The following is a 22500-nucleotide window of genomic DNA, read 5'->3' as shown; positions in this document are numbered from 1 at the left end:
ATCAGATCGCTTTTCTTAGTTTTTTATAGAAAGCTTCTTCCAGATCTGCAATGTGCAGCATCGTTTTTGAAAGTTCGTTATAGATATTGCTTTTGGAGTTTCTGTTTTTATAAACACGGGCAATATCCACGGCAAAGTCTCTCCAAAGGTCACCAATAGAAGTGATTTCTTTTGATAATTCCTTAAGTTCATCATTTTTAAGAATAACTGCTGCTTCCTGAAGAAATGCACCATAGATAAATCTGAAGCCTCCGCCTCCGGTTCCAATTTCTTCCTGCATTCTGATCAATTGTCCCAAATAATGGTTGGTCACTTTTGTACCTTTTTTATCTGCCCATTTCGGGATGCTTCTGGCTACCCATCTCATGGCTTTTACTCCGATAAGTGGTACAGGCGCCAGCATATTTTTGCAGGTATCCTTGATTCCTTTTTTTATGGCCTCTTCAAGATTCACATTTTCCGGGACATAAATAGGGTAGTACATATGTCCTTTTGGAGGAAGTGCTCCTTTTGCATATCGCACTTTTTCCAGTTCTGCTTCGGAAAGGGAAGTGGTATAATCCATTACCGGATCACTGATCAGGAAATTTCCGTCTTCTTTTCCGTATACCACAAGGTTATGGGCATTGAAGTGGAATTTGTATTCTTCAGGGAAATAGGTAAGGTTGAAAACGCCCACCTGAAGTCCTGTAGGAATATTTTGTTCCAGATTTCTTTCAAGAGCTTTTTGGGCATCTTGAGGATTTGAGAATTTTTCTCTTTTGATTTTAATTCCTAATCTTTTGGCTGCTTTACTGAAAATAGCACCCGGCATTGGGCGATAGCTGAAGCCCGGAGCAAAATTCACCTTTAAAAAAGGAAGATAGACGAAAAACAGTCCGGAACCAATCCCGAAGATCATAGGTTCGCTTAGTTTCAGTCCTTTATTAAGCAGTAGATTAGAAGCAACACCGTTTTCGCAATGCGCAGTCTGATGGTGTTCAAAGTTTAATTTCATTTGCTGATTGTATCTTTTCATTGGTCAAATGGAAAGTGCATTGTTTCTTGCCCATTTCATTTATTTTCCGTTGAAGTTTTTTAATTCATCCACTGAAATACCGAATGCATCGGCATATTTTTTCAGTGCATTTTCACTTAGTGTTTTGAATATTTTGGGTTTAAAATGTCTTTTCACCCTCCATTGCCACATTCCTACATAAGAAGCAAGGACTCCCAGATCCATTTTATTCAGTTCCATATAATAAGCAATAGGGCTTGCTATATTGTTGGCTACATTTTGCTTTGCTTCCTCAATTCTCTCATAAATAAGTTCCATAGATTCATCCAGAGCAGCTTTCTTGGCATCCCAGCCTGTACTGTTTGCTGTCGTGTAGTTGTCGTTCTCATCCGTCACATACAGAACTTCAGTCATGTTGGCGGATTTCAGGTTACTTTCGTCTTGAGGCAGGTCTTGTTTTTTCATCTAAATAATGTTCATTTTTTTAGATTTCAGGTGAAATAGAGTTCACCTGTTTCTGATTCTTTTAATCAGGTGGCTAAAATAGTGAAAATACATTATATGTAAATCATATTAAATCTGAGGGAGTTATTACAGTGAAATAGAGACAGTATCATCAATAAATCTCCAAAATTCTAATATAAACCATTTTTTATTTTTCCCTGTTGGGAAGGTTCCTTTTAACTAATCTTCTATAAAAGAATCTTAAAAGAATCCTTTAAAGCTTATTGTTTCTGCTTGTAACAGTTCTTTTGTAACAAGTGTTTATATAAATAAGACTAATGGGTGGAAATTTGGATTGAAAAATAATATTAAATAACTACTATGAAAAAGATTTTTATTTCGGTTTCGCTTTTCTGTATGATCAGCGCAATGGCACAAAAATTTGAGACTCAAAAGCAGACGGATGCTCAAGGGTATTCTTATGAAACGGTAAAGAATGACCAGGCCGGAGTGCGTGTGTATACACTGAAAAACGGATTGAAGGTTTATCTGGCAAAAAATGAGGATGCTCCAAGAATTCAGACTTATATTCCGGTAAGAACAGGATCAAATAATGACCCGAGTGATAACACCGGATTAGCTCACTATCTGGAGCATATGGTTTTCAAGGGAACTTCACATCTTGGAACTCAGGACTGGGCAAAGGAAAAAGTTTTGCTACAGCAGATCTCCGATCTTTATGAACAGCATAAAGCAGAGAAAGATCCTGAAAAAAAGAAAGAACTTTATAAAAAAATTGACGAAGTTTCTCAGGAAGCTTCCAAATATGCCATCGCTAATGAATATGATAAAGCAATTTCTTCATTAGGAGCTACAGGAACGAATGCTCATACATCTTTGGATGAAACGGTGTATAAAAACAATATTCCTTCTAATGAATTGGAAAAATGGTTAAAGGTGGAGAAAGAGCGTTTTTCAGAATTGGTACTACGTCTTTTCCACACCGAGCTTGAAGCGGTATATGAGGAATATAACAGAGCTCAGGATAACGACAGCCGTCTTGTATTCTATTCATTGATGCAGGCTCTTTTCCCAAAACACCCGAACGGACAGCAGACAACAATAGGAACTTCAGAACATTTGAAGAGTCCTTCTATGGAAGCGATTCACAAGTATTTTGACACGTATTATGTGCCTAATAACATGGCTGTAGTATTGGTTGGAGATCTGGATTATGACAAAACTATAAAATTAGTTGACCAATATTTCGGAGCATTCAAATACAAAGAGCTTCCGATGAAAAAGATGGTTACGGAAGAACCAATGACCAGCATTGTTACCAGAACGGTAAAAAGTCCTACTACACCGAGAATGACCATTGCATGGAGAACAGATTCTTATGGAACTCAGGAAGCAAGACTGGCAGATGTAGTATCTGAAATTTTAAGTAACAGAGGAGATGCTGGATTAATTGACCTTAATATTAATCAAAAGCAAAAAACGCTTGGAGCGGGAGCGTATGAATCTCCTTACAAAATGTACGGTACATTTGGACTGGTAGTAACTCCTAAAGAGGGACAAAGCTTTGATGAAGCTAAAAAATTGCTGATGGATCAGTTGGATCTTGTTAAAAAAGGACAGTTCCCGGACTGGATACTGAAAGCTATCGTAAATGATAAAAAAGTTCAGCGTATGAAAAGCTGGGAAACAGCTGACGGATTAGCGACTGAATTGTATGATTCCTATATCAATGTAAGAACATGGGAACAGGAGCTTGATGAGATCAATCAGTATGATAAGATCACAAAAGCTGACGTAGTGAAGTTTGCTAACGAATTCTTTAAGGATAATTATGTTGTTATTTATAAAGAAAAAGGAGTGAATGATAAACTTGTACGTGTACAGAACCCTGGAATTACCCCAATTAAACTGAACAGAGAAGCTCAGTCTCCTTTCCTTAAAGATATTCTGAATACAAAAGTGCCGGAAAGTAAGCCTGAATTTATTGATTTTAAAACAGCCATTCAGACTTCAAAGATCAAAGATAAGACGATAAGCTTTGTGAAGAATAAATATAATGAGGTTGCTCAAATCAGTTATATCTTCCCTTTCGGAACAGATAATGATAAAGAACTTTCTATTGCAGGAACTCTTTTTGAATATCTTGGAACCGATAAATACACTCCGGAACAGCTGAAAGAAGAATTTTTTAAACTGGGAATCAGCTATAGCCTGAGAACTTCCAATGACCAGATGATTATTACATTAAGCGGTCTTGAAAGTAATATGAAGAAAGCTACAGAGCTGATGAACCACTGGATGACGAATGTAAAAGCTGATAAAGCGGTTTATGCTCAAACGGTAAAAACCATTCTTGAATCCAGAGCTGCTGCGAAGAAAGATAAAGTGAGAATTATGGCGGCTCTTTCAAACTATGCTAAATATGGTAAAAACTCAAGAATGACCGACATCGTTTCCAAAGATCGTCTTGAGAGTATTGACGCTGTAGAATTGATGAAGAAAGTGAAAACACTGAACCAGTATCCTTATCAGGTACTTCTTTACGGACAGGATCAGTCAGGTTTGGAAAAAGCAGTGAAGCCATTTATTACCAATACAAGCCTTCAGCCGGCACAAGCCAAAGAATATGCTGAACCAGCTACAGAAGGAAAGGTATACTTCACAAATTATGACATGGTACAGATGGAAATGTCTAAAGTAGCAAAAGCAAGTACAGTAAACCTTGGTAATTTCGGGAAAGCAAATGTTTTCAATGAATATTTCGGAAGAGGATTATCTTCTATCGTTTTCCAGGAGATCAGAGAAAGTAAGTCATTGGCTTACACAGCCTATGTTTCTTATGGAAATGCTTCGGAAAAAGGGAAAGCAAACTATGTGACGAATTATATCGGAACACAGTCAAACAAGCTTCCTTTAGCTGTAAATGCAATGAATGAATTAATGGTATCTTTACCACAAATCCCTGCCCAGTTCGAGAATGCAAGAGGTTCTGCCTTAAAACAGATTGCTTCTAACAGAATTAACAGAACAAATATTTTCTTCAATCAGTTAGCATTGAAAAAATTAGGGGTTGACTATGATATCAGAAAAGATATTTACGCTGAAATTCAAGGATTGACATTGCCACAGCTTACAGGATTCTACAACACTGAAGTAAAACCTGTAAAATACAATACAGCTATCATCGGTAAGAAAGAAAATCTGAATATGGAATCTATCAACAAAATGGGAGAATTCCAGGAAGTATCTCTTGAAGAGATCTTCGGATACTAATTATTTTGTTTAAAATAATGATAAAAGCGGGACAGAAATGTTCCGCTTTTTTGTTGTTTAAAACTGTTTCTACCTGACCATCAGAGTTTCACGGATTTATAAAATGTTTCACGTGAAATAATTCATCTGATGATGAGGTTTTTGAGTCTATAATGTGTTGTTTATCAGTTGTTTTGAAAGGTTGTGATGAATGTGGAAATAAACGAAAAATGAACCTTTTTCCGTAAAGTCATTGTAATCAATTCAATAGGAGTGGGCTTTAACCAAAACCTATTTTTTAAACACAAATAGCACAAATGGATTGCACAAATTTTCACAAATTCATTTAGTAAGGTTGAGAATAAAAAAGCTGTACGTTTTGTACAGCTTTTCTATTCTATGTTGAATTGATCTTTACGATTTTACTTCCTGAATAAACAGGTTAATTTCTGCTCTGATCAATAATTCATCATTATTGAATGTTTCACAGAAAATATGGCAAATGTTCTCAAACTGTGAAATAAGTGAAGCTTTGGAAATGATTTTGTCATTCACTTTTGGAAGAGCAAAAATCTCAATCTTCTTGATATTGGTAATGAATCCAATCACTTTAGTATCGGCTTCAGGATTTTCAAAGAAGCTTTGTCCAAGGATAGAAGAGCAGGTTTGAGCCATATTTTCAATAAGGCCGGCTTCTGCAAATTCATTGTTGTGAACAAATATATTATCTTCTTTGATTTCAAAGGAAGTCACTACTTTTTCTTTGGTCAGCTCCAGAATGTAATCTGCCATCAACATCGGTTCGCGATGCGGTAAAAAGTTGTGTATATTGATGATATTCTCTTCCTTTATTTCCATTTCCAGTTTATTTTACAGCGGTTTTCATTTGAGATTTTGCAATCACCTCACCGTTCAGTTTGGTAACGATATCCACGAGGGTTACTCCCATTACTTCATTAAGGATGGTAACTTCAGATTTGAGATGGTCTCCCACTTTAGGTAGTATTTCGGCTTCAAAAGACTTGATAGCTCCGATATATCCCGTAGGTGCATCTTTTCCCAGCAGATAATATTTATATCCTGTATGCAGAGCAACGCTCTGTGCCTGGTGCTCAATCAAACCTGAAGCCTGAAAAAATCCGTCCTGGATGAAGAGATTATCCTCTTTTATTTCAAAGCCAGACAGAAGATGGTTCTCAGAATACTCTGACAATTCATGCACCATCACAAAAGGGAACCTTTGCGGAATAAGACTTTCTACAAAATCTTTATCAGATGTGGGCAGTCTGTGTTCCATTAGCAAACGGTTAATAGAGCACATGAATAAGCGAATCTTCCACTTTCAGGAACGCAAAGAAGTACTTTTTCTCCCTTTTTTAGTTTTCCTGAATTCATCAGTTCTTCAAGGGCAATAAATATAGATCCTGCACCGATGTTTCCAACCTCAGAAAGGTTATAGAACCATTTTTCTGCAGGGAAATCCATTCCTTTTTTAGCAAATTCTTCTTTCAGTCCGTCTTTAAAGTATCCTGAAGAAATGTGAGCCAATACGTGGTCAATTTTTTCCGGATCCAGATTATGTTTATCAAAAGATGATCTTAAACTTTCTGCTCCTTTTACAAGGATGTATTTATCAAGGATTTTAGTATCCTGTTTGATGGCAAAAATAGATTCCTTTAACCATTCGTCAGAAGGATAGTCTGCCCATGATTTAAGGCTTCCGTCTTCCTGTTTGTCGCATCCTGCATACATACATGCCTCAATTTCGTGAGCATAAGAATAGAAATCAATGAATTCTACTTTTAAGGAAGTACTGTTTTCTCTCGGTTTATTTTCCAAAAGGAAAGCTCCGGCTCCGTCAGAAAGCATCCATCTCAGGAATTCTCTTTTGAAAGCAATGATGGGTCTTTCTTCCAGTAATTTTAAATTTTCAGCCTCGTGGTTGAATTTGTCAGCAGTCATCCATGCAGACATTCTTTCGGAACCTGCACATACGGCGTTGTCCTGTACACCGGCCTTTACAGAAAGGAATCCATAGTTTAACGCATTCATTCCTGAATTGCAAAGCCCTGTTGAAGTATTAATTTCAATAGATTTTCCGATGTTCAGTTCACCATGTACCATAGAAGCGTGAGAAGGCTGGATCTGATCCGGTGAAGTAGTTCCTACAGATAATAATTTCATATCTTCCTTTTTGAAGTTTTCGTCAAAAAGTCCTTCGATTGCTTTTGCAGTAAGCTGCGCATTAGAGTGGGTAGGGTTTCCTTCTTTGTCTAAAGCGTAGTATCTTGTCGTGATTTTATTATTTCTTAGGATAAGTGATTTTGCTTTAGATGGCGCATCATTGATAAGCCCAAGATAAGTCTCCATTTCATCATTCGCTACCGGCTCATTGGGTAAGTATTTTGATGCTTTTGTTATAAATACGTCGTACATTCTATTTTAAATTAATTCCTTGTAAATATCTTTTTTGTTTTTGTCTTTTAAACCAAAATATAGGGGTTGTAAGCAGGTGTAAAACCAAAACGACAGGTGAGATAATCCATATCGCTGCCATCAAATATACCTTAAAGAATTTTATCAGCAATGGACGTTTCTCTTTTTTCTTGATAATCAGGTTAGACCATACTGTAAAAATTTTGTTTCCTACCTTTTCTACGCGTACTAAAAACGCACGGATTTCAATCGCTCCGTTTTTCACAAGATCTGGTTGTAAACTGTTAAGGTCGTTATTATTAAAATGTCTTTCAATAATCTCGCCATACTTTACAGAACCTGTGATTTCTTCATCGGAAACTCCTGCAGCAGGAAGCATTCCTGATTTTTCTTTCTGACCTGTGGTAAGCCATCGGAGAATCGTTAATACGCTGGTGTAATTATCGTGTCTGTCTACCAAAGCAATATTTCCTACGAGTTTAGCCTGTAAATCTCTTAAGTAAACCTTTAATTTTTCCTGGGAAAGCATCCACATATTTCTGGTTCCTGAGATCGTAACCACAGGAGTATCTTTAAGGATTTGTTTTGCATAATCACTCTTTAAGAAAGAAATAATAGGAATGGATGGTGTGAGATACCATACCTGATACCCGAATAGGATAAGGTCATACTTTTTGTTCAGAATTTCTTCTGAAGGAGGAAGTATTTCTTTTGGAATCTGCAGATAAGATTCAGGAAAAGTGTTGAAAAAGACATCGCCTGGCCAGGGAAAAGGAAAATCTTCTTTTAGCTGAATGTTGTAATACGTAACATCATAAGCCTCCTTTTTAGCTTCAAAAGGTTGGGCTATATTTCTCACGATATCTTCGAGTTGTCCGGTTTGTGAATAATATATGACAAGTATATTTTTCTTCATTAGTTTTCTTTAGCGTTTACAAAAATATGTTTTTCATATTTATTATTTGGTTTTAAATACTTTTAATGATTCAGAACTAAATTTTAGTGCATAATTATCACTTTCAAAAGAATCACTTTTTGTATTTACAAAAATGATCGTTTCCGGCAGCTCCTGAATATCATTCCATGTAAAACGATCATGGGAGACCAGGAGTACATCAATCTTTTTGTTTACCTCAGAAAGGTCTTTTATATACTGTATCTTTCTTCTTTTTACCAGATAGCTGTGTGCTGCTGTTGCTCTTTTTTCATCATTCTGAATCAGAGAAAAAACTCTTCGGCTGGCCTGGTATAAAGTTAATAATGCATCCTTCTGCCCGAAATCATCAGCTAAATGAAGAATATTGGCATCATTTGAAATATGCTTGTTCAGTTCGAAATATACTGATTTATTGGCATTAAAATCTTCTTTTACTGCTTTTACCATTTCACTGTCTTTATACAGATAGCTCAGGAATAATTTCTTTTTAAAGTAATTCTCATCCTCAATCTCTTCACGCAGTTTGGCGAATTCTTCTCTGAAATAAGCGTTGATCTTCTTTGTTCTCTCAGAATAGTTTTTACCAAAACTCATGTCGTCTTTGCTGATTCTGTTGCCCACTTTTACCGTAATGCTTCCGTCATAGATAATGAAGTCTCCTTTCGGTAATACTTCAGAGTTTCCGTGGATGTAAAGTGGAAGAATATCCAATCCGAATTGCTCAGCAAGATAAAATGCTCCTTTATGAAACCTTTTCACATCATTGGTGTAAGAACGTTCTGCTTCCGGAAAAACAACCAGTGAATATCCTTGCTCAACTTTTTCTTTCAGTTTGTCCATTCCATTCTCGATTCCCTGTGAAACAGGATAAAAGCCTAACGCTCTTACCAGTTTTCCAAAAACAGGAGACTCGTATACCCAGTCATTCACCAGATAAATAATTTTATGGGTAGCCATTGCAATAGCCAGTGTATCCAGAAAAGACGTATGGTTGGCAATAATGACAGCAGGTTTGCTGAAATCTTCGGACAGATTTTTAATCACTCTTTTCTTTACAAAAGGAGTAATATAGAGTACAGATGTTAAAAACTTAGCAAGAATTAATTTGATAATATCTAATGTTCTTCCCTTTGAATTCTTAATAAATAAGCTTCCGACAGCAGAAAATACCAATCCGCCTAATCCATAATATAAAAACGAGAAAACTGCCCGCAGAAATAACCTGAAAGTAATCGGAGAAAGTCCTTTTTTGGCCCGGTTGGTAATCAATAATCTGAACCAGAAAGGATATAGAGTAGAAGTGATAATAATGACTGAGAACATTCCGATCAGGGCAACTAACGCTAAGGAGTGTAATGCAGGATGCTTAGCGAAGATTAATGATCCAATGGAAAGTATTGTGGTGAAAACGGCAAGAATAATAGATGTTCTATACGTTGGTAATTCATTCTTTCCTGTGGTGTGTTCTTTCTGCATCGCCTGCGTCAGGAAAATACTGAAATCATCTCCGACTCCAAATACCAGGGTACACACTACAGTACTGAAAATATTTAATTCCAATCCTAAGAAATAAAGAATTCCGGCTGTCACCACTCCCGTTAAAACAATCGGAAACATGGTGAGAATTGTTAATTCAAAATTTCTGAAGAATACGATAATCGTCAGGACAATAGCTAAAAGTGAATAATTGATGAGCGTATTAAAATCTCTCTTCAGCAGGCCCAGAAAATTTTCGTTCATCTGCTGGCGGTCAATGGCAATGGCATCATGCTTCTTCTCAATATCCCTGATGAAAGTATCCCGTTTTTTTTCATCTACTTTTACCACATTGGAAACCGTGTAGAAACCATTTTCGTTGCTCATGAATTCTGATATCTGAAGCGCTTTTACTTTTTGATAATCTTTCAGACTCAATGCGGAATAATTTTTATGCAAAACTTCATTGAAGCCATCAAAAGCGGAACTGTTGAAACCTAATTTATTCCCATTGCTGACCAGTTCGGAAATGGTCTGACTTTTCTTCTGGTCATTCCAGAATCGATTCCATTCCTCAATTTTTTTCTGTTGGTCTTTTTCTGAAAGCACAACGCTTCCTATAGAGTTATAGCTTAAAATTTTACCTTCTTTCTTTTCTTTTTCAAGGAAGCTGCTCAGTTCAGAATTTCTGCTTAAAGCCTGTTCTTCAGAATCACCATAAGAGATCGTATAGATTGATTTTGAAGTAATATCTGAAAGTTTCTGCAGTTTTGCTTCGCTGATTTTTAATTCTTTGGGAATATAATTCAGATCGCCAATATCTTCATTGAAACCTACATGCCTGAATCCAAACAGACAGGCAAGAATAATAATAGAACATCCGATAATCAGAGGTTTGTTTTTCTCATACGGATAAGATCCAATTTTGTCAATAAAGTTGGTATTGGGCTGTTCACTCTTCTCTTTTGGTTTGTAAAGCTGAGGAACGATAATTAAAGCTGTGATTGAAGACAGGATCACGGTAATGGCTGCAAAAAGTCCTAAGTCTTTCAGTGCTTCAGAACGAACAAAAACCAGACATAAGAATGAAACGGCTGTTGTTGCACTACTCAATATAATAGGCTACGTAATTTCTTTGTAAAGCTCCTCAATATTATTATTGTGCTTATAATGGGTAAGAATATGCAGGGCATAATCAATGGTAATTCCAATCAGAATAGCTCCCACACTTAGTGAAATTGCCGAAATCTTATCTTTAATAAAATAAAGAACCAATAAAGCAAGCAGTACAGAAAATACTGTCGGTAAAAAAACAATGATGGGAGTAAAAATATTTCTGAAATAATAGATCAGTAGAACCAGAAGAACCGTCATGGAAATAACCACTGTGTTCTGAATATCTTTTTTGATCTGCTTCGCATTGGCCACAGCAATCACCGGAGAACCGAAATAGCTGATCTCTGTTTTTCCTTTGAACTGTTTGTTGATGCCGTCTTTGATGGAATTAAGCTGATCTACAAATGCCTCATTAGCCTTCGTATCGTTGCTTTTGTTTTTAGGATCAATGAAAAGCAAGAGGTTCTTACCATCTTTAGTTACAATATAGCTGTCTTCAAGTTTAAAGTCTTTACTGATGTTTAAAGCATTTAATTTTTTGATCCCCAAAAAAGTAAGCCCCAAAGGATCTTTTTTTATAAACTCTTTAGTGACAAGGCTTGTGGGAGAAACCAGAGAGATGTAATTATTCTCTACCTGTTTAGCAATACTGTCTTTCTGGAGCTTTTGATCAATTTCCTTATAATCATTTTCATTCAGGAATAAAGGTAAATTCTGATTGACAAAATCAAAGGTTTCGGAGATTTCATTATCATTCACTTTGCCCTGAACAGAGCCGATGTATTTCTGTAAAGGCTCAATTTTTTTCAGAAAAGTATCTGCTGTTTCAGAAAGCTGGAAGCTGTCTTCACTGGATTTATTTTCTATAATAACAATAATCTTATCCGAAAAATTAAGCTGCTTAAGAACCTTTGCTGTAAGATCAGATTTTTCATTTTTAGGAATGATCTGGTTGATATCTTCCTCAAAATTGATCTTTGATGCAAAGAACATGCATAAGGCGGCAATTCCTAAAGCTGTAAACACAGACAGGATTTTATTTTTGGAAATCAGATAATATAAAAATATAAAAAAGCGATGCATTGCATTTAAATCAAGTCTGCAAATTTAATTTTTTAAGCATTAGTTCAAAATAGTTAGTGATAAGTTTTAACTGAAAATCAATAAAATATTCTAGGAAGAATGAAAAAATATTCTACTTTTGCAAAAGTTCCCTTTTGAAAAAATGTATTTTAAACCACCATTATTATTAAAAAAATAAGAATCTGTTTTAGATATGTTGAAAAGAAATGATGAAAAAATAAACGGATTTCTATTTGTAATAGTACTTCCGCTTCTGTTGTTTGCCATGTCTTATTATGGATTTGAATCTTCCTATACAAGACTGAAAACATCAGAGACAACCCCTGATTTTTTATTTTCCTCGGTATATGCTTACAGAGTGATTCCCAATTATCTGAGTGTACAGATGACAGATTTGATGTACAATCTGATCAACGGACCTCTTTCTTTCTTCAAAGATTTTTTGTCAAAAAACGGAACCCCTTTTTATCATGGGCTTTTCCTGATGAACAGTGTGTTCTTTGTTTTGTGTTCTTTGATTTTGAATGCTATTTTCCGGATGAAATCAATAGGACTTCTTCTGAATCTTAAGGCAAGGAGGATTATTCATCTCTTATCTGTGTTTTTTATTGTAATCACACAGTATGCACCTACAAATTGTGACACCATTGCACTCTTCTGTTATTTGGCAGGTGTGTTTTTAACCCTGAAATATTTAGATACTCAAAAAAATATTTTCTTTTTTATTCTCATTGGTCTTATTGGAATCTCTACTTTGGTAAGAGAAACGGCTTGTCTGAATATTGCCTTTTTTGCAGCAGTATTTTTCAATATAGCTGAGTTGAAAAAAGGAAATTATAAGGTAATCTGGAAAATTATACCGTTGGTTGTTGCTTTTCTGATTCCCTATCTGGGATTGAGAGCTCTGCTTGTTCAGGATGAAACTACTTTTGTGGAAGGGTTTTATATTAACAGGAACTTTTCCAGTCCTTTCAATCTTGCAGGATTGGTCTTTGCACTAATTGTGATTTATTTTATATATGGTCTTTGTACAGAAGAAGAAAACAGAAGTGTTTTTGGAAAGTATTTTTTCTTTTCCATTCCTTATCTTCTTATGATTACTTTGGTAGGACTTTTCTGGGAAGTGAGGCTTTTTTTACCTTTAATTCTCACTGGAATAATCACAGCATATCATCAGTTTAAAAAAACATCAGAGATCTAGCATGAGTTTACTACATCCATATTATATAATTGCAATCGTCTATATGCTGTTCTTCAGTGTTCAGGAAGTATATGGAAAGAAGGTCGATAAAAAGTGGTTCTGGTTCCTTGCTGTTTATTTTATTATTATTGTTGGTTTTAGAGACAGTGTAGGTCCGGATTACGGAAGTTACAAAGGAATTTATATTTACTCTGATACCAAAAGCTATTACAGTATCTTTATGAAGATGCTCCATATGGAAGGGACGGAAACTCTGGATGTGGAATGGCTGTATACTTTGATTAATAAAGTTCTTCTCAACTTTTTTGATGCACCTTTTTATATGGTAACATTCGTCATTGCTGTTTTTGCAATGATCTTTAAAGTAGAATATACAGAAGACAATACTTTTTATCCTTTTACTTTTACTCTTTTCATGTTTATTCCCAACTTCTTTATCGGGGAAAGTGGACAGATCAGACAAAACCTGGGAACTTTTATCGTTTATTTTGCAATACGGTATATTAAAGAACGAAAACTCTGGCATTACCTGTTTTTTATATTCATAGGATCTGGTATACACAGTGTTTGTTATTTATTTCTGCCGATGTATTGGCTGGCTCGCATTCCGTTGAATAGAACGGTGATGTTGATTATGATTGTAGGTTCTGTCTTTTTATCTCCGTTTGAAATCTATAGGAGTTTTGGCGGTTTCCTAGACGGTATGGCCTCTAACAGTACGCTTGTAGAGGGTTTTAATGGATATATGGATGAAACTGTGCAGCGACTTAACGGGGGAATTGGAATCCCGGAGGTCATGATGGCTATCCTTACCTTCTTCCTTTTTGTTTTTGATAACAAGATGAAAGAACTCTATCCCTACTATGAATACCATAGAAGCTATGCTGTAATCGGGATATGTCTTTATTTTATTTTTAGAAATAACCCAATCTTCTCATCCAGACTTGCAGGAGCATTTATTGGGTTCTCCTATATCATTATTCCGAATGCAATGTATGTTGTTTCCGGAAGGGTTAAAAATATGATTTACGCCTTTATCATTGCACTGGTCGTCTTCAATTTTGTTATCTTCTCTATGTTTAATAATATCAAAGCCGGACGATTCTCGATTGATCGTTATCAAAATCATATTCTTCCATAGAATATTGAAAGTTAAAATATAATGAAGGCAGCTTAAGGCTGTCTTTTTTTTATGTGGAAATTTATTAGAGTTTGTTTTGTTTATTGGGTTTTATGTTAAATTATTAATAATGTAATTTAAATATGATGTTGTTATTTATAAAATAAATCACTTTTTATTGAAGTAGGCTTAAAAATTGCATTCCGCTAATGACACTAAAACCTAAGGTATGAAAAGATTAGCTGGAAAATTAGCGGCAGTCATCTGCCTGATATTATTTGGAGTCAGTTCCAAAGGTAATATCAACAGAAATCTATGGCTCAATGAGAGTAAGGACTCATTGAAAAGGCCACTGAATGAATTGACACAATTACTTCTTCCCGACTGGAAAAAAGCACCCAACAGTTACCTCTTTGATCCCAATCAGAACACTGAAGGATTGTTGGTTCCTGTAAAAAAGGCTTATGCGATGTGGGAGGGAGGCGGATATCTTAACGGAAGCGGTATTCCTGCAGGAACGGTAACAGCAGATGTTTTGTGGGAAGATGTTCATGGGCTTATAAAATCCGGAGTAAATTATGCCCTTGAAATAATAGGAACCGGTCAGGATGCTAAGATAAAAGTCCCTGTCAATAAGACAAAAAAAGGGAATGCTGTGGTAGCTCTCAAAGTAAATGGAGAGATTTATTGGAGCTGGCATATCTGGGTAACAGATGATCCTACCAATGGCGTTGCCTATAAAAGTTTCAACAATGTCAAAAGAATGAAATCGGATGGGACAACAGAAGTTATCCCGGATTCCGATTGGAAATGGATGGATAGAAATCTTGGAGCCCTCACAAGTTCTATCACAGCATCAGACTGGAATAAGAGTATCGGGCTTCTTTATCAGTGGGGAAGAAAAGATCCTATACCACCTTTAGTAACGAGGGGAAATGATTTCTATGAAGCTTCAGGATCTATAGGCAGAGTGAGGCATAGAGGAGCTAAAAATATGACCAATGCTGTAAGTATTGATGATCTCAGAAAGTTTGTTCTGCTTTCCGCTGCAGAGGTTACCAATAATATAAGACTTTCTGTAAAAAATCCTTTGAGTCTTATTTATGTGAATAAAGATGATAACTCAGGTCAGGCTTACTACAACAATAATCTCAATCTTCCCGTCAATTGGTTTGGTAAATCAACGACCTTACCTAATAACAGGCTTTCAGAACTCAATCTGTGGTCTGATAATGCACAGGGGAAAATTGAAACCGTCTACAATACTGATGATAAAACGAAACCTTATAGAGATAAATCTCCTTATGATCCGTGTCCTAACGGATGGCGTATCCCCTCAATGCTGGTTGCCAACCTGGCTTCTCCCTCTTATGTAGATGATATCAGAATAGACTTTTCGCCTTTTGGAGTCAAAACCAATATGGCAAAAAATGTTTTTGAATCCAATAAATATCATATCATAAAGCCTACTGATGCAGGAGTTCCGGCCTTCATGACGGGATTTAGAATTTATCCTAATCTTGGCTTTGATCTATCGGCTATCGGTGGATATAATATGGGAATTTTTCCTGGAAACGGACAGCTTATCAGAGGAGCTCATTTAGGACAATATAGTGATCAGCATCACATTGCATTGTGGACAGCAACTTTAACCCGATTGTTCGATACTTCTCCTGCTGTTACAGTAAGAGGACTTTCCATGATTCCGGATAAAGGACAGCCAGATATTCCGGATGCTAATTATCCTAATATTAAAGGACGTTATTACTATTTTCCTATGTCCGGAATGTATACTTCGGATGCCAATGGCTGCAGATGTATAAAAGATCCATTATATACAATTAATGATTATGATTTTCCAACAGAATATCTGCCTGCAGCTACAGAATACAAAGTAGGTTTCAATAATCCGAATACTTACCAGGTTGTTAAAAACGCAACGGTTACTACCATTGACATTCCAGTCAGTAAAGCATTCTCTGTGCAAAGTCAATTATTGGATAATACTGAGATATTAAATACTTCCAGTTTTAATAATTTAAAAGCGAATGTTCTCTGGACAACTAATACAGCTCTTATCAGTAGAATTTCAATAGTAAATCCTTCACCTTCGTCATTGCAGGAGATCAGTAACTCTAAAATATCTGTAGAAATTGTACCCAATGAAAGTGGAAATGCTGTTGTAACATTACATAATGGAAGTATATCTTCGCCGGTATATTGGAGCTGGCATATCTGGGTTACGGATTCTCCGGTAGGATCTTCTACTTATACTACAGAAACTCCGGTAGCTGTTACAAATTACGTGAACTATGTTAATAAAGCTGATGCTGTATTGCAGACCACTTTCATGGATCGTAATCTTGGAGCAACAGATGCTTTTCCCAATGTTGCCAATCCTCAGGCACCTACAACTGATGAGCTGCTGAAAATACGTGCTTCTACAGGATTGCATTATCAATGGGGAAGGAAAGATCCTATTCCAGCATTCCAGTATGCGGATAACAGAAGTTTTTATAATGTGTTTTTGGGAACAGTGGCTGCTAATGGAACAGTGGCTTACAGTACACTTAATCAGTCGGATTATAATAATCTTTCAGGAAACTATATTGTGCCTTATGACACATATGCGGGAACATCAAATGTACAGGTAACGGATAAACCGGCAGACAGAATCTCCAAAATAGTATCCTATTCTGTGAAGAACCCTCTGGTATATATGATTCCAAGTACTTTTGCTCCTTACAACAGTACAACTCCCAATTATACCAATGGTACAGACTGGTTGGCGCAGGAACCTAATCTGGCTTCTGACAGATGGGGAAGAGGAGGGAAGAAATCCCCTTTTGATCCTTGCCCTGAAGGATGGAGAGTACCGGATCTTACAAGTGTAGCCCTGGTTTCAGGAGCAGATTTTGGACAGACTCCCTGGTACAAAAAAGATAAAAATGTAGCCACATCATACAGTATTGCTACAGATTATTCCGGAACGAGAGTGAGAAACTCTGCCAATGCTACAGTGGGGTATATTTTTAATAATTCAGCATATTCTCTAGGGAATTATCCTGATTCCGGTTCAAGAGGATTCAGAAGTGTAACAGCCAATCAGACTGCACAGGGAACATTTAATGTGCTCAACTTTCAGTATCCGGCAGTATGGACCGCAGCTTTAAATTCAAATTACATTGGAAGATCTATTAATGTGTTATTTGATGCAGCCTCTACAACTAATAGAATAATGGTCTTTCATGATAATAATGATCCGTATTTCGGAACAGGATGCCGATGTGTAAAAATAAAGTATGATGCCAATGGTAATGAAGAAGGTCCCGCATCAGGACTTTCGGTTATATCTAATAGGCCTGCATTGATGAAAGAAAATGCGAAATCTAAGGTGGTCAACAATATGATATCTCTCTACCCGAGCCCTTTTTCGAGTATTCTTTACATCAGAGCCACGGAAAATAAAGAATATAATTTTCAGATTTTTAATGTTCTGGGTCAACTTGTAAGATCCGGACAGTTTATCAACAATCAGACAGATCTTTCGTCTTTAAGTGCAGGGGTTTATGTCATAAGAATTAACAACTCCGAAGCGGTTGTGAAAATTATAAAACAATAAATCTTAAAATAAGAGATTAAAAGCAGAATGAGGCTTCTTGTTCTGCTTTTTTATAAGACAGGATATTTCTTACATCTATTATGGCTGATGAAAAATTCTATATCAATGAATGTTGATAATTGTATATCAGTGTAAAACCTATACTACAAAGGGTTTGTTTCTCCAAAAAATGAGTGTTGAAAGATGCTGTAAAGCGGATTGATTATTAAATTAAACCCGTTTAACAAAAAGTATATAATAAAAAAGCTTTACTTTTGCAAAAATTTTTAGTTAGAATGTCGAAAAATTTAGTAATCGTAGAGTCCCCGGCAAAAGCAAAAACTATTCAGAAATATCTAGGAAAGGATTTTGAAGTGAAATCCAGTTTCGGACATATCCGTGACCTTCCTAAAAAAGGAATGGGGATAGACCTTGCCACATTCAGTCCTGATTACGAAGTTTCAGCAGACAAAAAGAAATTGGTAACCGAATTGAAGGCTGCCGTAAAGAAAGCTGATATGGTATGGCTTGCTTCCGATGAGGACCGCGAAGGAGAAGCTATTGCATGGCATCTTGCGGATGAATTGAAACTGAAGCCTGAAAACAGAAAAAGAATTGTTTTCCACGAGATTACCAAAAATGCCATTCTAAAAGCAATCGACAATCCAAGAGACATTGATCAGAACTTAGTGAATGCACAGCAGGCGAGAAGAGTGCTGGACAGAATTGTAGGTTTTGAAATGTCTCCCGTTTTATGGAAAAAAGTAAAACCGGGACTGTCTGCAGGTAGAGTACAGTCTGTAGCAGTTAGGTTAATCGTTGAGAGAGAAAAAGAGATCCGTGAGTTTAAACCAAAAGCAAGCTTTAAACTGGATGGAATCTTCTTAAATAAAACAGAGCAGGAAATTGCTGCCAAGCTGAAAAAAGACTTTGAAAAGGAAGAAGAGGCAGAGAAATTCCTGGAGCAGGCAAAAACTACAGAATTTAAAGTTCTGAATGTTGAAACCAAGCCAGGTACCCGTTCAGCTTCAGCACCATTTACAACCTCTACATTGCAGCAGGAAGCTTCCTCAAGACTTGGTTATAATGTAACCAATACGATGCGTCTCGCACAGAGGTTATACGAAGAAGGGTTTATTACTTATATGAGAACAGACTCTGTAAACCTTTCCCAGGAAGCTATTGAAGGAGCCAAAAAACAAATTATATCAGAATATGGAGCAGAATATTCTTCTCCAAGAAACTATACTACAAAATCAGCTTCAGCACAGGAAGCTCACGAAGCGATCCGACCTACAGATTTTGGAGTGAAAACTGTAGCTGATGCACAATTAAACAGACTATATCAATTAATCTATAAAAGAACACTGGCTTCTCAGATGGCTAATGCCAAAATTGAAAAGACAGTGATTGAAATAGGAAATGCATCATTGCCGCATCATTTTGAAGCACAGGGAGAAGTTATTATATTTGATGGTTTCCTGAAAGCTTACGGAATTGTAAAGGCAGAAGAGGATGATGAGGAAAACAACGATAAGTTGTTGCCGAAAGTAAGTGTAGGTGAAGTTTTAAACTATAAAACCATTACAGCTACTGAAAAGTTCACAAGGCCAAGTGCAAGATATACGGAAGCCGGATTGGTAAGAAAACTTGAAGAATTAGGGATTGGTAGACCATCTACTTACGCTCCAACAATTCAGACGATTCAGAACAGAGAGTATGTAGATAAAAGAGAAATTGAACCACATACCCGTGAAGTGATCAAAATGTCTTTAGCAAAAGATAAGATCAAAAAAGTAGTTCTTGAAGAGAAATTCGGTGGGGATAAAAATAAATTCATTCCTACAGACATCGGTGAAGTAGTCAATGATTTCTTAACGGATAATTTCAGAGAAATCCTTGATTACGGTTTCACAGCAAGAGTAGAAGAAAGTTTTGACGAAATTGCGAGCGGTGATCAGAAATGGAAAGAAATGATGACGAATTTCTACTCAAAATTCCACCCGAGAATTGAAGATGTAGAAGAAAATGCAGACCGTGCAACAGGAGACAGGCTATTAGGAGTAGATCCAAAGACTGGTAAAAATGTTCATGCAAGAATTGGAAGATTTGGAGCGATGATCCAGATTGGAGAAACGGATGATGAAGAGAAACCAATCTTTGCTTCCTTAATGACAGGACAGAATATTGCAACCATTACTTTCGAAGAAGCACTGGAACTGTTTAAGTTGCCTTTCGACTTAAGTGAAGTTGACGGACAGCCAGTTTCTGTGGGAGTGGGAAGATTTGGGCCTTATGTGAAATGGGGAGAAACATATATCAGTATTCCAAAAGGGGAAGATCCGCTTTCTGTAGATCAGAAACGTGCTGAGGAGATTATCAATGAAAAGAAGATTGCTGATGCTCCAATTGCTACCTATAAAGGAGAGCCGGTAACCAAAGGATCAGGAAGATTCGGACCGTTTATCAAGTACAAAGATATTTTCGTGAATGTTCCAAAGAGATATGATTTTGAAAATCTTTCACAAAGCGATATTAACGAACTGATTGATGCTAAGCTTGAAAAAGAAGCCAACCGATATATCCAGCAGTGGGAAAAAGAAAAAATCTCCATTGAAAACGGAAGATGGGGACCTTTCATCAAGTTTGGAAAAGCAATGTTCAAAATTCCTAAGAAAGCAGACGATACCAAATATGAAGCAGAGGAGTTAAAAGAACTTTCTTTAGATGAGGTTAAAAAATGGATTACAGATCAGGATCCTAAAGCTTTTGCAGAAAAGAAAAAACCTGCAGCTAAAAAAGTTGCCACAACTAAAAAGGCAGCTACAACAGTGAAAAAAACTGTAGCTAAGAAACCAGCAGCAAAAAAATAAATTATATTTAGAATAATAGAAAAGCACAGATTTTAGTCTGTGTTTTTTTCATTGATAATCAGTTGAAAAAATATAAAACTGCACATGATAAACGTTAAATAAATTTCCCTATTTAGGGAGTTACCTTTGTGGATGATGATGGTTACTAAGCTCTAAGTATAAATACGGAAATTGAAATTTCAGTACTAAAGCTATGATACACAGTGTTTTAATTCTCTAGCTTTACACCGTAATATTACAAAAGGTGGAGCTCAGAAACCACTTTAAAAACGAGGCGGATTCTGAAAAGCCAAACGAGTAAGAAAACTAAAACTATCAAATCATGGCAGAATTTAATTTTAGCGAAGAAGCTATCTCAAATGCATTAGAAGCAGCAAAAAGATCAAACGAAGACAGCCAGGCAAATCTTTCGTTCATCAGGAAAAGATTCAGATCTAAGCCTTGCGAGAGCAAGCGCAGGTTATCTACTTGTAACAGCAGAGTGTATCTCCATTACTGTTGAAAACAACAAAGTTTGCATCAATTTACCCCTAGGTTTTGGGAAATATTGTTTCAGCATACCATTAAGTATTCCTAACGGAACAGCTGGTCAGGCTTGTTTGGCTATATGTACAACTTGGGGAATTCCAACAGGAGTTAGAGTTACTATTAATATAGCTGGAATAACAGTTATCAGTCAATCATTCGGAAAGTGCTAATTATTTAGTACACGAATTAGAATAAAAAGTCCGTCTCACATAGCTTGTGAGACGGATTTTTTATTTTATAAATAATCTCAGTGAAAATTGACTATAAACGACAAGATACAATGTTGACAAGATTTTGAACATAAAAGGACAGCTTAATAATGGGTAATCTTTTTGTTTTCTATGAAAATACTTATTTCAAATTTTTCTTTCACAGGAATTCCATAAATGCTTGCAGATTCCCATGTATTTAATTCTTTTAATTTGAACGCTGTTTTAATAGATTTTTTAGTCTCCTGATCAGTGTATTTAAGTATTTCAATATTTTCTAATTTATTTTCTGTTCCAATGGTGACGAGAATACGGTTTTCACCAGTTGTAGTATTTTTTGGGAGTTTTAAATTATTAAACAAAACCACTCTGAAATTAGAAATTCCTTTTGGGAATTTTGCATACATTGTCATTATATCCCTGTCATCTATACATTCCTTATTTTTTTCTTGTTTACATTTTTCTAAGCTTTTCTCAATTGCTGAATTTATTTCCCGAATTTTTGCTGAATCCTTTTCATTTGTTGGAAACACTTCTATGTTTTCTATTCCTGGTGAAAGAAAATAAGTAATTGAATGATTGTTTGAAATACAACTTACAAGAAAAAGAGTAGATATAAGCAGGTATATATTTTTCATAGTTTGTATTTAGAAAATAAAACCTCCAAACTTGGAGGCTTTATATTATTGTTTTGGCAGTATTCAATTATTGAGGTCCTCCATTTTTATTTGTTAAACCATTTGTATCCCAAAACGTGATATTTTTTATAATTAAACTTTTGTAAAAATTTTCAGCAGTTGTATTCCAAAACCAATGATATTGATTAATAATTGCTGTTGCTTGTTGGAAGTCAAATGTTTGAGTGAAATAAATATCTATATAAGGGTTAGCATAATCTTTTTTGCGAATTTCAGACCTTGTTTCTGCATCGCCAACAAACATTAATCTTAGATATCCACTATCCGGATAATAAGACTGTATCGACAGGTTATTTTGAGATAAGTTTTGTAAAAAAACTGAAAGAGGTTGATTATAATAATTTGTTTTATTGGGAATGATATTGTTTAAGTTACTTATCGTTTGGTTATAAAAATTAGGATAATCTACCATTGTAATTGGCTGACTTGTTTGTGATTTAAAAAAAGTAAAAGAAATAATTGTAATTAGGAGTATAAATATTTTTTTTGTTTTCATAATGATAATATT

15 protein-coding genes are annotated in these 22500 nt (G+C 35.8%); 5 read left to right on the top strand and 10 right to left on the bottom strand.

Annotation, left to right across the window (positions count from 1 at the left end; all coding sequences use genetic code 11):
- Position 1: 1 nt before the first annotated feature.
- Positions 2–997 (bottom strand): BtrH N-terminal domain-containing protein, encoded by a 996-nt coding sequence (locus NK356_RS13030; RefSeq protein WP_034692802.1) that lies wholly within the window; start codon positions 995–997, stop codon positions 2–4.
- A gap of 60 nt (positions 998–1057) precedes the next feature.
- A complete protein-coding gene (locus NK356_RS13025) occupies positions 1058–1462 on the bottom strand; it encodes a hypothetical protein (protein WP_034692431.1) in 405 nt (134 codons plus the stop codon).
- A 360-nt stretch (positions 1463–1822) separates the two neighbouring features.
- Here NK356_RS13025 and NK356_RS13020 point away from each other — a divergent pair, with 360 nt between their 5' ends.
- Positions 1823–4735, top strand: coding sequence for a pitrilysin family protein (locus NK356_RS13020; protein WP_253317179.1), 2913 nt, complete (start codon positions 1823–1825; stop codon positions 4733–4735).
- A 393-nt stretch (positions 4736–5128) separates the two neighbouring features.
- Here the strand turns inward: NK356_RS13020 and NK356_RS13015 are convergent, their stop codons facing one another.
- Genes NK356_RS13015 through NK356_RS12990 form a run of 6 tightly spaced genes read right to left on the bottom strand, consistent with a single transcriptional unit; the run spans position 5129 to position 11705 of the window.
- Positions 5129–5572 carry an ABC transporter permease gene (locus NK356_RS13015; RefSeq protein WP_034692429.1) on the bottom strand — a complete coding sequence of 148 codons (444 nt, stop codon included), beginning with the start codon at positions 5570–5572 and terminating at the stop codon, positions 5129–5131.
- 7 nt (positions 5573–5579) lie between these two features.
- Complete coding sequence (locus NK356_RS13010) at positions 5580–6011, bottom strand: hypothetical protein (RefSeq protein ID WP_129040644.1); 432 nt, start codon at positions 6009–6011, stop codon at positions 5580–5582.
- On the bottom strand, positions 6011–7150 hold the full coding sequence (locus NK356_RS13005) for a beta-ketoacyl-ACP synthase III (protein WP_034692426.1): 1140 nt from the start codon (positions 7148–7150) through the stop codon (positions 6011–6013). The genes NK356_RS13010 and NK356_RS13005 overlap by 1 nt, the downstream gene beginning before the upstream one ends.
- Position 7151: 1 nt before the next feature.
- Entirely contained in the window at positions 7152–8066 is a 915-nt protein-coding gene (locus tag NK356_RS13000; RefSeq protein WP_034692424.1) for a hypothetical protein, read from the bottom strand.
- A 42-nt stretch (positions 8067–8108) separates the two neighbouring features.
- A complete protein-coding gene (locus tag NK356_RS12995; protein ID WP_253317178.1) occupies positions 8109–10676 on the bottom strand; it encodes a 1-acyl-sn-glycerol-3-phosphate acyltransferase in 2568 nt (855 codons plus the stop codon).
- A 9-nt stretch (positions 10677–10685) separates the two neighbouring features.
- Positions 10686–11705, bottom strand: coding sequence for an MMPL family transporter (locus tag NK356_RS12990; protein WP_253317177.1), 1020 nt, complete (start codon positions 11703–11705; stop codon positions 10686–10688).
- A 250-nt stretch (positions 11706–11955) separates the two neighbouring features.
- Here NK356_RS12990 and NK356_RS12985 point away from each other — a divergent pair, with 250 nt between their 5' ends.
- The 4 genes from NK356_RS12985 (at position 11956) to topA (ending at position 20557) form a co-directional block, all read left to right on the top strand.
- Positions 11956–12963: a hypothetical protein gene (locus NK356_RS12985; protein WP_253317176.1), complete on the top strand. Its 1008-nt coding sequence runs from the start codon at positions 11956–11958 to the stop codon at positions 12961–12963.
- Between the two features lies 1 nt (position 12964).
- Positions 12965–14104, top strand: coding sequence for an EpsG family protein (locus tag NK356_RS12980; protein WP_253317175.1), 1140 nt, complete (start codon positions 12965–12967; stop codon positions 14102–14104).
- Positions 14105–14312: 208 nt separating this feature from the next.
- Entirely contained in the window at positions 14313–17705 is a 3393-nt protein-coding gene (locus NK356_RS12975) for a T9SS type A sorting domain-containing protein (RefSeq protein WP_253317174.1), read from the top strand.
- Positions 17706–17980: 275 nt separating this feature from the next.
- Positions 17981–20557 carry a type I DNA topoisomerase gene (gene topA, locus NK356_RS12970; RefSeq protein ID WP_253317173.1) on the top strand — a complete coding sequence of 859 codons (2577 nt, stop codon included), beginning with the start codon at positions 17981–17983 and terminating at the stop codon, positions 20555–20557.
- Between the two features lie 841 nt (positions 20558–21398).
- On the opposite strand, the gene NK356_RS12965 is transcribed toward topA, so the two are convergent.
- Positions 21399–21932: a hypothetical protein gene (locus NK356_RS12965; RefSeq protein ID WP_253317172.1), complete on the bottom strand. Its 534-nt coding sequence runs from the start codon at positions 21930–21932 to the stop codon at positions 21399–21401.
- Between the two features lie 67 nt (positions 21933–21999).
- Entirely contained in the window at positions 22000–22488 is a 489-nt protein-coding gene (locus NK356_RS12960) for a hypothetical protein (protein WP_253317171.1), read from the bottom strand.
- Positions 22489–22500 lie beyond the last annotated feature (12 nt).

The organism is Chryseobacterium sp. S0630, from assembly GCF_024158915.1.
Classification (GTDB): domain Bacteria; phylum Bacteroidota; class Bacteroidia; order Flavobacteriales; family Weeksellaceae; genus Chryseobacterium.
The sequence above is the reverse complement of the archived record's forward strand: the minus strand, read 5'-3'. Positions and strand labels throughout refer to the sequence as shown.

Bases quoted from the DNA above. Each gene is read 5' to 3' on its own strand.
- NK356_RS13030 (WP_034692802.1), bottom strand. From the start codon at position 997: ATGAAATTAAACTTTGAACACCATCAGACTGCGCATTGCGAAAACGGT.
- NK356_RS13025 (WP_034692431.1), bottom strand. From the start codon at position 1,462: ATGAAAAAACAAGACCTGCCTCAAGACGAAAGTAACCTGAAATCCGCC.
- NK356_RS13020 (WP_253317179.1), top strand. From the start codon at position 1,823: ATGAAAAAGATTTTTATTTCGGTTTCGCTTTTCTGTATGATCAGCGCA.
- NK356_RS13015 (WP_034692429.1), bottom strand. From the start codon at position 5,572: ATGGAAATAAAGGAAGAGAATATCATCAATATACACAACTTTTTACCG.
- NK356_RS13010 (WP_129040644.1), bottom strand. From the start codon at position 6,011: ATGGAACACAGACTGCCCACATCTGATAAAGATTTTGTAGAAAGTCTT.
- NK356_RS13005 (WP_034692426.1), bottom strand. From the start codon at position 7,150: ATGTACGACGTATTTATAACAAAAGCATCAAAATACTTACCCAATGAG.
- NK356_RS13000 (WP_034692424.1), bottom strand. From the start codon at position 8,066: ATGAAGAAAAATATACTTGTCATATATTATTCACAAACCGGACAACTC.
- NK356_RS12985 (WP_253317176.1), top strand. From the start codon at position 11,956: ATGTTGAAAAGAAATGATGAAAAAATAAACGGATTTCTATTTGTAATA.
- NK356_RS12980 (WP_253317175.1), top strand. From the start codon at position 12,965: ATGAGTTTACTACATCCATATTATATAATTGCAATCGTCTATATGCTG.
- NK356_RS12975 (WP_253317174.1), top strand. From the start codon at position 14,313: ATGAAAAGATTAGCTGGAAAATTAGCGGCAGTCATCTGCCTGATATTA.
- topA (WP_253317173.1), top strand. From the start codon at position 17,981: ATGTCGAAAAATTTAGTAATCGTAGAGTCCCCGGCAAAAGCAAAAACT.
- NK356_RS12965 (WP_253317172.1), bottom strand. From the start codon at position 21,932: ATGAAAAATATATACCTGCTTATATCTACTCTTTTTCTTGTAAGTTGT.
- NK356_RS12960 (WP_253317171.1), bottom strand. From the start codon at position 22,488: ATGAAAACAAAAAAAATATTTATACTCCTAATTACAATTATTTCTTTT.